The organism is Protofrankia coriariae (assembly GCF_001017755.1).
In the GTDB taxonomy this organism is placed as follows: domain Bacteria; phylum Actinomycetota; class Actinomycetes; order Frankiales; family Frankiaceae; genus Protofrankia; species Protofrankia coriariae.
The window spans coordinates 44,591-58,343 of record NZ_JWIO01000008.1 but is presented as its reverse complement, the minus strand read 5'-3'; the positions used below and the strand labels follow the sequence as shown (position 1 = coordinate 58,343).

Below are 13,753 nucleotides of genomic sequence, written 5' to 3'. Positions count from 1 at the left end.
TTGCCGCCGGCCGCCGGCGCTGGTCTCGGTCTCGGACGGCGCACCCGGATGGGTGCCCAGCCACAGCTCCGCGGCCGGCCGGCCGGACGGGTCCTCACCGAGCAGGTCGTAGATGGCGGTGGGTGAGCCCCAGTCGTAGTCGCGTACCCGCCCGAACAAACGCAGAATCCCGGCGGACCGATCAGCCGTCACTATTGCTCGCCACCCCGTCACCATTACTCGACTACTCGACCTCCGTCGGACGGAAGGAGCCGCCGTCCGGAGCCGTCGTTGTCGCCGCCGCGCGGCACTGGCCGACCGAAAGCCTTTCCGCGCTCCTCTCCCGCAGGATGCCCCCGGCCGGGCCGGAAAAGATACCGGCGACCGGCCCCGTGTCGCGTGACCATCGGCACGGTTGGCGGGAAAAGATCCCCCATAGCGCCACGACCAGCTCTGACATGGCCTGACAGCGATGCGGCCCGGCATCGGGCGCCGTGACTGACGGCTCAGGACGTGCCCCGCCGGTCACATTCTCGCGGTACGTATTCCTTCGCTGTGCGTCCCGTGTTCCGGGCCGCCTGGATTTGTGCCGCCCGCAGCGCTGCCCATGTTGTCGCTCACGTTATTGTTCATGTTATCGCCCGCGTCACCGCCGGCCTGACCGCCAGCGTCGTCGCCGGTATTCACGCGGTCGATCCATCTGATTGTCAGGTTACCTGACGCGACACCGCCGCGGACATCCAGGGGCGGTCGCAAAGCCGGCATGTCGCGTCTGTCGCAGCGGGGGTGGCGGGTCCGGCTATTCGTCCTCGTGCCAGCCGTGGCCCTCGGGATCGATGATCTCGGGCTCCACGCCGAGCATGTCCGCGATCTTGTGGATGAGGACGTCCAGGATGAGCTCGGCGAGGTCGTCGGTGTCCATCGCGCGGGCTTCCAGCGGCCGGCGGTAGATGATGATCCGGTCCGGTGTCGCGGACCGCCCCCGGCCGGCCGGGGGCTGGTGGTGGGCCAGCGGCACCGGGTCGTCCGGGCCGAACACGGCCGGTATGGGCGGGACGTCCTCGACCGCGAACTCGACCCCTGCGAGCTCGGCCGACCAGCGGTGCTCAAGGTGCTCGACAGCGTCCAGGACGAGGTCGTCGAACCGCTCGCCGCGGCTGCGGTAGGCGGGCACCTCCGGCGGGATGAGCAGGCCGCGCAGGCCGCGTCCGCGCCGGTCACGCCGGCGTGCCGCGCGTATCGGCGGCTGGGTGGACGGGAAGGCCGGTGCGGGGGTTCCCCAGGAGGTGCCGGTAGAGGCGTTGTCCGCCATGTCGTGAGCGTACGGCTCACCGGGCGGACCGTGCCGGCGCCCCCCGCGAGCCCCGGCGGGATTCGCTGTACCGTTCGCCACAGCCCACCGGTATCCGCGTTCCGGCGCCCTGCCTGTACAACTGCGCGCACGCGCAGCGTTATAAATCTGTTACGTTTCCTCCGCGGATGGATGCGACACGGCGGGCGGTTGTGGCCGTCGCCCGTTCCGGGGGCTACCGTCCGGAACGTGAAGCCTCGGCGCTGCTCCCGCTCGGCATGTTCAGCGGCTGCGGTCGCCACACTCACGTACGCCTACGCCGAGTCGACAGCCGTCCTCGGGCCGCTCTCCCCATATGTCGAGCCGCACTCCTACGACCTGTGTGAGACGCACGCCGACCGTCTCACCGTGCCACTGGGCTGGGCGGTCGTGCGTATCGAGGGCGAGTCCAGGCACAGCCCGGCCTCTGATGATCTTGAGGCGCTCGCGGACGCGGTTCGTGAGGTGGCCCGACCCACGGGTCGTGACGACCCTCCCGGCCCGCCCACCCCGGGGCGGCGCGGTCATCTACGGGTACTTCCCCGGCCGTCCTGAACCGCCCCGGCCCGCCGTCCGTCCTGAACCGGTCTGCCGTTGCTGGCCCGCCAGTCCGCCTGGATCGGCCCGCCGTCCGTCCTGAACCGGCCAGCCTGGCATCCGGCCGGGGCCGGCCGGGGCCGGGCCGGATGGCGCGTGTCCGGCCCGGTGCGCCCGCGGCGGGCCAGGTGTCGGGTACCCGAACGGCTCGGCCCAGGCCGGCAACGTGTCGGTAAGGTCGTCGGCGTCGCCGCCGGCAGCTCCTGGACGGCTGCCGGCGGCGGCTGATGGCTGCCGTCAGCGCCGTCGCGGCCGGGCTCTTTGGACGGCCACCGGCGGCAGGGCCCCTGCGGACGGCTGCCGGCGTCACGGCCGGCAGGGGCTGGTGATCAGGAAGCCAGGAACCGGGAAGCCCAGGGATCGGGAAGGCGGACGAGTGCACGATCTGTCGCGGATCTTCAAGGCATACGACGTCCGGGGCGTCGTGCCGTCCGAGCTCGACGCCGACGTCGCGCACGCCGTCGGCGCCGCGTTCGTGCGCGTGCTGGACGCCCCCCGGATCGTCGTCGCGCACGATATGCGCGACTCGTCGGTCCCGCTGTCAGAGGCGTTCGCCGCGGGCGCGGCCGGCCAGGGCACAGACGTGATCATGGCTGGCCTCGGCTCCACCGACCTGCTCTACTTCGCCGCCGGCTCGCTGGGCCTGCCCGGCGCGATGTTCACCGCGTCCCACAACCCGGCCAGGTACAACGGGATCAAGCTGTGCCGGGCGGGCGCGGCGCCGATCGGTCAGGACACCGGGCTCGGTGAGATCCGGGCGCTGGCCGAGGCCGGCGTCGCGCCCGCCACCGGGCCGCGCGGCACCATCACCCACCAGGACCTGCTCGCGCCCTATGTCCGGCATCTGCACACGCTGGTCGACCTGTCGGCGATCCGACCGCTGACGGTCGCGGTGGACGCGGGCAACGGCATGGGCGGACGCACGGTCCCCGCGGTGTTCGAGGGGCTGCCGCTGTCGGTCCACCCGCTCTACTTCGAGCTGGACGGCTCGTTCCCGAACCACGAGGCGAACCCGATCGAACCGGAGAACCTCCGGGACCTGCAGGCGGCGGTGCGGGCCACCGGCGCCGACATCGGGCTCGCCTTCGACGGCGACGCCGACCGCTGCTTCGTGGTGGACGAACGCGGGGAGATCGTCTCGCCGTCCACCATCACCGCCCTCGTCGCCGAGCGGGAGCTCGCCCGCGAGCCCGGCGCCACCGTCATCCACAACGTGATCGTCAGCCGGGGCGTCCCGGAGCTGGTGCGCGAGCTCGGCGGAGTGCCGGTACGCACCCGGGTCGGCCATTCGTTCATCAAGGCCGAGATGGCCCGGACGGGGGCGGTCTTCGGCGGTGAGCACTCCGGCCACTTCTACTTCCGTGACTTCTGGCGGGCCGATTCCGGGATGCTCGCGGCCCTGCACGTGCTGGCCGCGCTGGGCGAGCAGGACCGGCCGCTGTCACAGCTGCTCGTCGGCCACGCTCGGTACGTGGCCTCCGGCGAGGTCAACTCCACGGTCGCCGACGCCGCCGCGGTCACGACCGAGATCGAGAAGGCGTATGCCGGGGACGCGGCCGACATCGACCACCTCGACGGGCTCACCGTCACGCTCGGTGGCGGGGTCTGGTTCAACCTACGGCCGTCGAACACCGAACCACTGCTGCGGCTCAATGTGGAGGCCCCCGACCATGCCACGATGGCCCGAGTGCGCGATGAGGTCCTCACACGCATCCGCCGTGAGAAGCCCCGTGAGAAGCCGCTGTGAGAAGTGTGAAAAGGAGGTCGGCCGTTGAGTCTCGACCCGCTCCTGCTGGAGATCCTCGCCTGTCCGTGCCCGGCGCACGCCCCGCTGCGCCAGGACACCCTCGGTGGTGAGCCGGTGCTGGTCTGCACGTCGTGCGACCTGGCGTTCCCGGTACGGGACGAGATCCCGGTGATGTTGCTCGACGAGGCCGTCCCGTTCGGCGGGGAGGCCCGGCCGTCGGCGTCCACATCGTCGTGAACCCTGGCCCGGTTCTGCCCTGCCCGGCCCTGCCTGATCCCGCCGGGCTCCCGGCCGGGCTCCGCCTGATCCAGGCTGGGCCCGCGGCGTCCGCGGTCCTGACAGGGTCCTGACACGGCCCTGGCGTGCGCTTGGCCAGATCCGGGTGTGGGCCCCGATGTGTCCGGACGGGCCCGGGCGTGCGATGGTGCAGGACATGTGGGACGCGGGCGTGGACGAGAGCATCCTTGACGACGTCGTCCGGCTGGACGCCGCCGACCCGTCCGGCATGCTGCCGCAGGTGGCCTCGTCGGCCCGCCAGGTCCGGGAGTCCGCCGCGCTGGCGCGGGAGGTCGGTGTCGACTCGCTCGCCGCCGACGGCCGTCCACGGGCGGTGCTCGTCGCCGGGACGGGCACCTCGGCGGCTGTCGGTGACGCGCTCGCCGCGGTGGCCGGGTCACGCTGCCCGGTTCCGGTGCTCGGCCACAACGGTTTCGGCCTGCCCGGATGGGTGGGGGTGACCGACGTCGTGATCGCGATATCCGGTTCGGGGCGCGACGAGGCGGCTCTGTCCGCGCTGGAGGAGGCCGACCGTCGCGGCTGCCGGACGGTCGCGGTGGGCCTGCCCGACTCGCCGCTGGCGCATCGCGCCGGACGCGCACGGGCGTTGTTCCTGCCCGCCCCCGTGGCGGACGGCCGGCCCACCCGGGCGGGTTTCTGGGCGTTGCTGCTGCCGGCTGTCGCGGTCGTGCGGGCTCTCGGCCTTCTCCCGCCCACAGCCGAGGGCCCGGAGGCGGTCGAGGCCGCGGCGGTACGCCTGGAGGACCTGGCGATACGCTGCCGGCCCGCCAGCGAGACGTTCATCAGTCCGGCGAAGGTGCTGGCGCTTGAGCTCGCCGGGTCGTTACCCCTGCTGTGGGGGACCACCGCGCTGACCGCCGCGGCCGCCAGCCGGGCCGCCGGCCAGCTCGCCGCGAACGCCGGCTACCCAGCGCTGCTGGGCACCCTGCCCGACTCGGCAAGCCTGCAGGCGGGCGTCCTGGACGGGCCGTTCGGGGTCCGTGGGGCCGACGGCGACCCGGCGGAGGACTTCTTCCGCGACCGGGTCGACGACGGAGCCGAGCCGGTGCGGCTACGGCTGGTCCTGCTGCGCGACCAGGCGGCCGAGCATCCGACGGTGACCCGGCAGGCCGAGGCCGCCGTCACGGCCGCGGCCGAGCGGGCGGTGGCGGTCACCGAGCTGTCCGCGCAGGGGGCCAGCCGTCTGGAGCGGCTGGCGTCCCTGGTGGGCCTGTTCGACTACACCAGCGTCTATCTCGCGCTCGCGCTCGGCGTGGACCCCACGCCGGTGGCCGCCGCGCGCGACCTGAGCGCCCCGCCCACCCCGGCCGCGCGCGAGACATAACCGTCCCGGGCACGACAGCCCTGGGACGCGGCCGTTCCGGACGCGACCGGCTCCGAGGCCGTGGCCAGCCTGGGGCGCCGGTCATGTGACCATGCGTATCCTCGCGAACAGCAGCACACGTCGATGGACGCCGGCCGCCTCAGGCCGTTCGGCCACCGGCGAAGGCGGAGCGGGGCCGGAGCCGGCCGGGGGAGTCCCGGCCGGCCGCCCGTTACCGGCCCGGGCCCGGGAGCGGGAATCTGCCGGGCGGCAGGATGGGTTCGATGATGTCCGGCGCCGCTGTCGGCATGGCCGGTATGTCCGGTGCCGCCGTGGTGGGGGCCGGTGTTGGTTGCGGCGGAGGAGTCGACAGCAGCCCGCCCTTGGTGCCCTTGGCCACGGTGGGATTGGCCTTCGACATGGGCATGACGGGGACGCCGCTGAGGGCCGCCCGCAGCGACCGGCCCCAGATGATCGCCGGTAGGTCTCCGCCGAACACGCGGGACCATGTCCGGCCGTCCGCGACGACCCCCTTCAGCGGGTTGCCCTGCGCCCCCTTGGGGTTGCCGACCGCGACCGAGGCGGCCATCTGGGGGGTGTAGCCCACGAACCACGCGGCGGAGTAGTTGTCCGTGGTACCGGTCTTGCCCGCGGCCGGGCGTCCGATCGCCGCCGCGTTCGGGTACCCGGTGCCCTGCGTGACCACGCCCGCCAGGATGCTCGTCACGGTGTCGGCCACCCCGGCTGTCACCGCCCGCTCGCAGGCGGGGTCGGGGGCGATGTCGACGTTCTGGTTGCTGGAGTCCCTCGCCGACAGGACGTACCGCGGGTCGCAGCGCATGCCGTGCGCGGCCAGCGTGGCGTAGGCGTTGGCCATGTCCAGCGGGGTGACCCGCCTGGAGCCGATGGTCAGGTCGCCCTGGGTCGGATGGACGTCCTCCAGGTAGGACGCGGGGATGCCCAGCCGGGTCGCCATGTCGACGACGGCCGGCACGCCGATCTTCTCCTCGAGTTGGATGTAGTAGGTGTTCACCGAGTCCCAGGTCGCCTTGGACATGTCGTAGATCCCGCTCTCCGCCGGGTCGGCGTTCGAGTAGCCGGTGGCGCAGGGGCTGCCGTCCCGCCGGTCCAGCGGGAACTTCTTCGTGCTGTAGCACGACGGCGAGTAGAACTGGGTGTTCAGCCCGTAGCCGGCCTCGAGCGCCGCGGCAAGGGTGAACGTCTTGAACGTCGACCCGGGCTGGAACACCGCCTTGGTCGCCAGCGGCTCCTTGGTCTGGTTGGCGGCGGAGTCGGAGCCGAACACCCGGTTCACCGCCATCGCCAGGATGTTGCCGGTACCCGGCTCGATCACCACCTCGGTGGCCGACACCGGGTTGTCGGGCGCTATCACGGCGTTGACCGTGTTCTGCGCCGCGTCCTGGACCTTGGGCTGCAGCGTCGTCTTGATGATCATCCCGCCTTCGTAGACCCGCCGGGCGCGCTCGGCCTCGGTCGTGCCCAGTGCCGGGTCGGCCAGCAGCCGGGAGCGGACGAAGTCGCAGAAGAAGGAGGCGCTCGACGTCTCGCACGAGTCCCGCGCCGCCGCGGCCGCGGCGTGGACCACCGTGACCGGGGTGGCCTTCGCCGCGTCCGCCTCGGCCGGGGTGATGTCGCCCAGGGCGGCCATCCGGTCCAGCACAATGTCCCGGCGCAGCTGGGCGGCGTCGGGGTGGTTCACCGGGTCGTACAGGGACGGGCTCTGCACCAGCCCGGCGAGCAGCGCGGCCTGGGGAAGCGTCAGCTTGGCGACGTCGACCTGGAAGTAGTTCTGGGCGGCGGTACCCACGCCGTAGTTGCCGTTGCCGAAGTAGGCGATGTTCAGGTAACGCTCGAGAATCTCGTCCTTGGAGATCTTGTTCTCCAGGGCGACGGCGTACCGGGCCTCCTGGATCTTGCGCTCGAGCGACGTGCCGGCGGCCTCCTCGCGCTGCTGCTTGGTGTGCGCGTTCTGCAGCAGCACGTTCTTGACGTACTGCTGGGTCAGCGTCGAGGCGCCCTGCTGGACGTCCCCGGCCTCGCTGTTGCGCAGCGCGGCCCGCAGGACGCCCTTCACATCCACCCCGCCGTGGCTGTAGAAGCGTGAGTCCTCGATGGCGACGATGGCCTGCCGCATGACAACTGGGATGTCCCTGCCGTCGACGACGGTGCGGTTCTTCTCCCCGCGCAGCGTCGCGATGAGGCTGCCGTCGGCGGCGAGGATCTGGGAGCTCTGCGGCAGCGGCGGGGTGAGCAGTTCGTCCGGCAGGCTCAGGTAGTGGTCCGCCGAGGATTTCGCGAACAGGCCGATCGCGCCGACCAGGGGAAGGAGCAACAGGGCGAGACCGACACCGGCGGCGCAGGCGATTATCCCGAGCCGGGTGAGCAGGTCGCCCCGGTCCGGGGGGCTGCCCGGTCCCGCGCCGGGCGGGCCGCCCCGGTGTCCGTCGGAAGCGGCCGAGGCATCGTCGTCGGATCGGGCGTCCCAGCCGGTCGTGCCGGCGCCCGGAGTGCCGGCCGCGGCGAGGCCCCGGGGCCGGGCGCCGTCAGGGCCCGACCGGGTATCGGACGGGCCGGCTGTGTCGGAAGGCTGGTGGGCCGGCCCACCAGCGGGCGTCCGTGGCGCCGAGGTGAGATGGGCGTCTGCCGTGCGACGGCGCGGTCGTGCACGGAACGTGGGCTCTCTCTGCACGGCCGTTGAGGTCACCTCCTGTGATAGGCCGGACGGCGGTCCGTAAGGGCCCGAACCCGTCGGGCCCGCGGGGCCGGCACCAGAACATGATCATGCCGCCGCTGGCCCGCGGGGTCGGTGGACACCTGCGGCCTGTCCTCACGATGTCACACACACGAGATCAGGGAGGTGTGTGGCGCTGGGGGCGGTGACGCCCCACTGGATTGTCGCCGACCCGTATGTGTGATCGGAATTTGCCGCGCCCGACCGCTGTCGGATGTGGCGACGTTGTGCCTGATCGACGTGTCTGATCGACGTGCCTGGTCGACATGCCTGGCCGACGTTGTGTCTGATCGGCCCGCCCGGCCGGCCCGCGCATCGGTCGCCCCGTACGCTGACTCGCCCACGCGGTGACCCGTTGGTGATCTGTCGACAATCCGTCGGTGACGTTCCAGTGGTCTGTCAGTGGCCTGGCTGTGATTCCTTCGGGATCAAAGGTTCTGGGTGTCCGGACCGTGTTTATCATGTTGCGTAAAGTGGTTTCGTGGGAACTGTTCTTGTGGGAACTCTGGTGGGGACTCTGGTGGGGACGGAGCCACTCCGCGACCCTGCGGAGGCGGACGACGCGATGGACGGTAATAAGGACGGGGAGTGGGACGCGGCGTACCCGGATGACCGCGACGATCGTCGCGGCGGGCGCTCGGGCGGCTGTGGCGACGGCCACGGCGGGTACTCGGCGGGCGGCCGTGGCGGCGAGGGCCGGCAGCTCTGTCCGACCTGCCGTGGTATCGGTGAGACGCCGAAGTTCCTCGCCGGCTTGGACGCTGACGGCGGCTTCAGCACGAACCGCATGGTCCACTGCGGGACCTGCGACGGGACGGGCGGCGTCGCAGGACGTACCCGGTGAGCCCCACGGCCTCCGGCGACCGTCCCGAGCCAGTCACCCGTGAGATCAACATGCTCTGCCCCACCTGTGAGGGCATGGGACGGGTGGGTGTGGTCCAGACCGCGAGCCTGGGCGGGGAGCCGTGCCAGATCAGGTCGACCCGCCCCTGCGCGGACTGCCAGACCGCCGGGCACCGCCCGCTCGCGCCACCCCTGTGACCATTTTCTCCTGTTTCCCGCTATCTTCCTGTTCTGACAGTTCTGGTTTCTGACAGTTACGGCTTCTGACAGTTACGGCTGTCTGCCTTCTGTGACCATTCGTCGTCTTCCGCGGCCGAGGCGGCCGATCCTCCCGCCGGTGGCCGTGCGCGGTATGTGGGACGGGTGCCGCGGATGCTCGGGGAGCCGGGGCGCCGGCCGGTGGGTGAGCTGGTTCCGGACGTTGCCGGCCACTTCCGGATTCGCCGGACGCGCAGGGCGAAGGACGGATCGCGCAGGCGGATGTCGTAACGTCGTTGCAGAGCGCTCCTACCACCGGTCGCTCTGGCGATCCGAGCACCAGGGCCGCCGACGGGGCGAGGAACTATGATCGTGTCGCCGCAGGCCCGCCGGTTCGTCCGCGTAGGCGGTCTCCCCTTGCCCGGGGTCCGCAAGCCCCTCGACAGGAGAAGATTCCGATGGCAGAGCTGCCCAAGAACGACATCGCCGACCTTGCGCTCGCCCAGCAGGGCAAGGCGCGTATCGAATGGGCGGACCGGTCCATGCCGGTGCTCCGTCAGATCCGCGACCGCTTCGCCGTCGAGCGCCCGTTCGAGGGGGTGAAGATCGCCGCCTGCATGCACGTGACGACCGAGACCGCCAACCTCATGCGGGCACTCGCCGCCGGTGGGGCGCAGCTCGCGCTGGCCGCGTCCAACCCGCTGTCCACCCAGGATGACACGGCGGCCGCGCTGGTCGCCGAGTACGGCATCTCCACCTTCGCCCGCAACGGTGTGGACCGCGACGGCTACTACGCGCACATCAACGCGGCGCTGGACGGCGCCCCCCACTACGTCTTCGACGACGGCTGCGACCTGGTCAACACGCTGCACACGACCCGCACCGAGGTGCTCCCGAGCGTCCGCGGCGGATGCGAGGAGACGACCACCGGCGTCATCCGGCTGCGTCAGATGAGCAAGGACGGCGCGCTGCGCTTCCCGATGGTGGCGGTCAACGACACCGATACCAAGCACATGTTCGACAACCGCTACGGCACCGGCCAGTCGACCCTGGACGCGATCTTCCGCGCCACCAACACCCTGCTCGCAGGCAAGACCGTCGTCGTCGCCGGCTACGGGTACTGCGGCCGGGGTGTGTCGTCCCGGGCCAAGGGGCTGGGCGCCAACGTCGTCGTCACCGAGATCGACCCGACCAAGGCGCTGGACGCGGCCATGGACGGCTTCCGCGTCCTGCCGATGATCGAGGCCGCCGCCATCGGCGACGTGTTCATCACGGTCACCGGCAACCGGGACGTGCTGCGCCGCGAGCACTTCGAGGCCATGAAGGACGGCGCGATCTTCGCGAACTCGGGGCACTTCGACATCGAGATCGACATCAGGGCGCTGACCGAGCTGGCCGTCGCCGGCCCGCGCCGGGTGCGCCACCAGACCGACGAGTACGTGCTGGCCGACGGCCGGCGCCTGCTGCTGCTCGCCGAGGGCAGGCTGGTCAACCTGGGGGCCGCGGAGGGGCACCCGGCGGCGGTCATGGACATGTCCTTCGCCGACCAGGCGCTGACCGCGGAGTGGCTGACGAAGAACTGGCAGTCGCTGGCCCCGGGCGTCCACGACGTCCCGCTCGAGATCGACAAGGAGGTCGCGCGGTTGAAGCTGGAGACCATGGGGCTTGCGATCGACGTCCTCACGCCGGCCCAGGAGGAGTACCTGAACTCCTGGGAGCACGGCTCCTGACCATCGGCTCCTGACCCAGGAGCCACCCCGTTCCCCGTGGCGCCCCTGCCCCTGGCAGGCCGCCACGGGCAGCGCGAGCGCTGACCACAGCCACCACCAGACATCCCCCGCACACTCCCGCCGCCACAACCCTTCATGATCAAATATTGACAGATCATGAGAGTGAGGGAGCAAGTGGTTGCTGTGGCAGCCACTTGCGTACTCGTTCCTGTGAGCCGCGATGCCCGCAGGCGGGGGCGCGCGTTTTCGTTGGTGGTCCGCGGGGCAGGAGCGGGTGCCTCGTCGGTGGGAGTTCTGTTCCCTGGCCGCACCGGCCACGGGCGCCACGGGCCCGGCCGTCGCGACCGGAGCGGCCGGGTCAGCTCGGGGGTACGAAAGGGCTCGGCGTCGGGGCCTCAGCCACGTCGTCCGGATCGCTCGGCCGGCCTGCCCAGGACTCCCTTCCCCTCGGCTGGGCCGCTCCCGGTTGGCCCGCCCACGGTTGGGCCGCTTCCGGTTGGGCCGCTCCTGGTTGGGCCGTCCACGGCTGACCGTCCGGGCCTGGCTGAATCCCCCACCCCTGGTGGGCTGGCCACGGCTGTCCGGACGTCCACGGCTGGCCGGCTCTCCACGGCGGGGCCGGCTGTGCCGGTGGTGTGCCGGCCCCGGCGAGCGGCCACTGCGCGCCGGCGGTGCGCTCGGCCTGCCACTGCGCGCCGGCGGCGCGCTCGGCCTGCCAGCGTGCGCGGGCGGTGCGTTCGGCGAGGACGGCCGACAGATACGCCCAGGGATGGGTACCCGGCGGCGGTGGCGGGATGACGACGGCGTACACCGACGCGGCGAGCTGGCTGCCGATGCGTTCACGTGCCTGCGGCGACAGTTCCCGGGCCCGGCCGAGGAACTGGCGCACCGTCAGCGCCAGGGCGTCCTCGAACGAGGACAGGTCCAGGGCGGCGGCCCAGCCGGCGAGCTGCGGCGGCATCATCACGGGCACTGCCGCGCCGGGCGGGATACGTTCCTGGAGGACGACCGTTCCGGCGAGCAGGTCCCCGAGCCGCTTGGACCGCCCGGAGACCAGCATGCTGATCATCCCCGGGATCGCCAGCAGCGCGCCGGGCCGCTCCACCACGGCGCCGAGCAGGGCACGGACGAACGCGTGACGGAACCGGATCGGCCCGCCGTCGTCCCNNNNCGGCCCGCCGTCGTCCCGTACGACCCGCAGCCCCATGGCCGCCTTGCCGATGCTGCGTCCCCGCCACAGGGTCTCCGTCGTCGTCGGGTAGCCGACCACGACCAGCACCACGACGGCCAGATAGAGCGCGGATGCCAGCGCTTCGTCACCCGGAGCGACGGTGGTGAAGGCGGCCCAGGCGATGACCACCAGTACGACAGCCTGTAGGACGAGGTCGATGAGCCCGGCGATGATCCGCGAGCCGAGCCGGGCGACCCGCAGGTCGATCGTGACCGCCTCACCGGTGACGAGCCGGTTCACGCGGCGGCCTCATTCCCGGTGGTTCCGTTCCCGGCCGCCGCGTTCCCGATGGCCCCGATCCTGGTCACGCTCGTCCTGTTCTGTCGGCGCTGTCCGTTGTCCCCGCTCCGTTGCCCTTGCCCCGTCGTCCCTGCCTCGTCGTCCCCGCTCTGTATGTGTACGCCTCGCCTGTGTACGCCCTGCCGCGCATGCCCGGTTGCCGGCCTGTGGATGTCCGACAGTGGTCCGCGACGGTGGTGTGCCAGCAGTCGGCACCTGCGTCCGAGGGCTGGGCGCTCCGGCCTTTCCCGTTCGCTGGGAGCCCGTCCGCTGGGAGGTTGTGCGATCGCTGCTTCTTCTCGCGCGGAGGGGCCGCGGGCCCCGCAGATGCCTCCGAGAGATCATGACAGCACGGGCCGACGCCCCACAGCCGTGCCCACAGCCATGCCCACAGCCGGGTGAGACATCGGACCCCATTATGATCCCTATTATCATCCATTCGATTGTTTCCGCCCGTCCGATGTGTGCCGGGTAGCGATCTTTGCCGGGTGTTGGACGCGGTGGGAGGCGGTACGGATGGATCTGGATGCGTACGTCGGCCGCCATGGTGGCGAATGGGCCCGGCTGGAGGAACTGGTCCGGCGCGCGGCGCGGCCCCGGCGGATGTCCGAGGCGGAGCTCGACGAACTCGTGGAGCTCTACCAGAAGGTCGCGACCCATCTGTCGGTGATCCGCAGCCGTGGTCCGGACCCGGTGCTGGTCGACCGCCTCGCCGGCACGGTCACCCGGGCACGTTCCGTCGTGGTCGGGACGCGGGAGCCGGGCTGGCGTGTCGTCGGCAGGTACATCGCCGTCACGTTCCCGGCTGCGGTGTACGCGCGGCGCGGGTGGGTCCTGGCCACCTGCGCGGCATCGCTGGCCGTGGCCGTGGCCTTTGGCCTGTGGGTGGTGCACAGCCCGGCCGCGCACAGCGGACTGCTCCCGCCGAGCGAGGTGCGGCAGTTGTGCCACAGCGACTTCGCCCGCTACTACTCGGAGAATCCCGCGTCCTCGTTTGCCGCGCGCGTCTGGACGAACAACGCCTGGGTGGCCGCGTCGGCCATCGCCTTCGGCGCGCTGCTGGGCCTGCCGACCCTCGCGGTGCTGCTGCTCAACTCGGTCAACCTGGGGATCGTCGGCGGCTACATGACGAGCTGCGGTGAGTCGTCGCAGTTCTTCACCCTGATCCTGCCGCACGGGATGCTGGAACTGGCCGTCGTCTTCACGGCCGGCGCGGTCGGCCTGCGGCTGGGCTGGTCGATCATCGATCCGGGGCCGCGCCGACGGGTGGAGGCGTTGGCGGCCGAGGGCCGGGCCGCGGTCGCGATCTCGCTCGGGCTGGCGGCCGCGCTGGCGGTCAGTGGCCTGATCGAGGCGTTCGTGACGCCGTCGTCCCTGCCGGCCGGGGTCCGTATCGGTGTCGGCGCGTTCGCCCTGGCGATGTTCGTCGGGTACGTCCAGATCTACGGCGGCCGGGCCGTGGCCGCC

Annotated in this window: 12 protein-coding genes; 8 read left to right on the top strand and 4 right to left on the bottom strand. The window is 71.7% G+C overall.

The annotated features are described in order from the left end of the window. Together FrCorBMG51_RS30775 and FrCorBMG51_RS07180 are read right to left on the bottom strand one after the other, a co-directional pair. The coding region (locus FrCorBMG51_RS30775) for a type I phosphomannose isomerase catalytic subunit (RefSeq protein WP_338052703.1) at positions 1 to 192 on the bottom strand (192 nt) is incomplete at its 3' end. A 586-nt stretch (positions 193 to 778) separates the two neighbouring features. Continuing rightward, positions 779 to 1,291 (bottom strand): metallopeptidase family protein, encoded by a 513-nt coding sequence (locus tag FrCorBMG51_RS07180; RefSeq protein ID WP_235433390.1) that lies wholly within the window; start codon positions 1,289 to 1,291, stop codon positions 779 to 781. A 228-nt stretch (positions 1,292 to 1,519) separates the two neighbouring features. Here FrCorBMG51_RS07180 and FrCorBMG51_RS26415 point away from each other — a divergent pair, with 228 nt between their 5' ends. The 4 genes from FrCorBMG51_RS26415 (at position 1,520) to FrCorBMG51_RS07160 (ending at position 5,274) form a co-directional block, all read left to right on the top strand. Then, entirely contained in the window at positions 1,520 to 1,864 is a 345-nt protein-coding gene (locus FrCorBMG51_RS26415; protein ID WP_076843331.1) for a DUF3499 domain-containing protein, read from the top strand. Positions 1,865 to 2,282: 418 nt separating this feature from the next. Beyond that, complete coding sequence (locus tag FrCorBMG51_RS07170) at positions 2,283 to 3,653, top strand: phosphomannomutase/phosphoglucomutase (RefSeq protein ID WP_047222311.1); 1,371 nt, start codon at positions 2,283 to 2,285, stop codon at positions 3,651 to 3,653. 24 nt (positions 3,654 to 3,677) lie between these two features. Continuing rightward, positions 3,678 to 3,890, top strand: a complete 213-nt coding sequence (locus FrCorBMG51_RS07165) for a Trm112 family protein (RefSeq protein ID WP_047222310.1) — start codon at positions 3,678 to 3,680, stop codon at positions 3,888 to 3,890. 184 nt (positions 3,891 to 4,074) lie between these two features. Then, positions 4,075 to 5,274 (top strand): SIS domain-containing protein, encoded by a 1,200-nt coding sequence (locus FrCorBMG51_RS07160; RefSeq protein WP_083731011.1) that lies wholly within the window; start codon positions 4,075 to 4,077, stop codon positions 5,272 to 5,274. Between the two features lie 211 nt (positions 5,275 to 5,485). On the opposite strand, the gene FrCorBMG51_RS07155 is transcribed toward FrCorBMG51_RS07160, so the two are convergent. Further along, entirely contained in the window at positions 5,486 to 7,963 is a 2,478-nt protein-coding gene (locus FrCorBMG51_RS07155; RefSeq protein WP_047222309.1) for a transglycosylase domain-containing protein, read from the bottom strand. A gap of 607 nt (positions 7,964 to 8,570) precedes the next feature. Here FrCorBMG51_RS07155 and FrCorBMG51_RS07150 point away from each other — a divergent pair. From FrCorBMG51_RS07150 to ahcY, 3 genes are all read left to right on the top strand, one after another. Further along, a complete protein-coding gene (locus FrCorBMG51_RS07150) occupies positions 8,571 to 8,849 on the top strand; it encodes a hypothetical protein (RefSeq protein WP_157180424.1) in 279 nt (92 codons plus the stop codon). Then, positions 8,846 to 9,046, top strand: a complete 201-nt coding sequence (locus tag FrCorBMG51_RS07145) for a hypothetical protein (protein ID WP_043603034.1) — start codon at positions 8,846 to 8,848, stop codon at positions 9,044 to 9,046. Before FrCorBMG51_RS07150 ends, FrCorBMG51_RS07145 begins: the two co-directional genes overlap by 4 nt. A gap of 458 nt (positions 9,047 to 9,504) precedes the next feature. Next, positions 9,505 to 10,776 (top strand): adenosylhomocysteinase, encoded by a 1,272-nt coding sequence (ahcY, locus tag FrCorBMG51_RS07140; RefSeq protein ID WP_047222307.1) that lies wholly within the window; start codon positions 9,505 to 9,507, stop codon positions 10,774 to 10,776. 358 nt (positions 10,777 to 11,134) lie between these two features. On the opposite strand, the gene FrCorBMG51_RS07135 is transcribed toward ahcY, so the two are convergent. Next, a complete protein-coding gene (locus tag FrCorBMG51_RS07135; RefSeq protein ID WP_047222306.1) occupies positions 11,135 to 12,247 on the bottom strand; it encodes an RDD family protein in 1,113 nt (370 codons plus the stop codon). A 555-nt stretch (positions 12,248 to 12,802) separates the two neighbouring features. Here FrCorBMG51_RS07135 and FrCorBMG51_RS07130 point away from each other — a divergent pair. Beyond that, a partial coding sequence (locus FrCorBMG51_RS07130; RefSeq protein WP_235433389.1) for a stage II sporulation protein M occupies positions 12,803 to 13,753 on the top strand: 951 nt, incomplete at its 3' end.

Excerpts from the sequence above, each read along its gene's own strand:
- FrCorBMG51_RS07150 (WP_157180424.1), top strand. The coding sequence starts at position 8,571 with ATGGACGGTAATAAGGACGGGGAGTGGGACGCGGCGTACCCGGATGAC.
- FrCorBMG51_RS07160 (WP_083731011.1), top strand. The coding sequence starts at position 4,075 with ATGGTGCAGGACATGTGGGACGCGGGCGTGGACGAGAGCATCCTTGAC.
- FrCorBMG51_RS07180 (WP_235433390.1), bottom strand. The coding sequence starts at position 1,291 with ATGGCGGACAACGCCTCTACCGGCACCTCCTGGGGAACCCCCGCACCG.
- ahcY (WP_047222307.1), top strand. The coding sequence starts at position 9,505 with ATGGCAGAGCTGCCCAAGAACGACATCGCCGACCTTGCGCTCGCCCAG.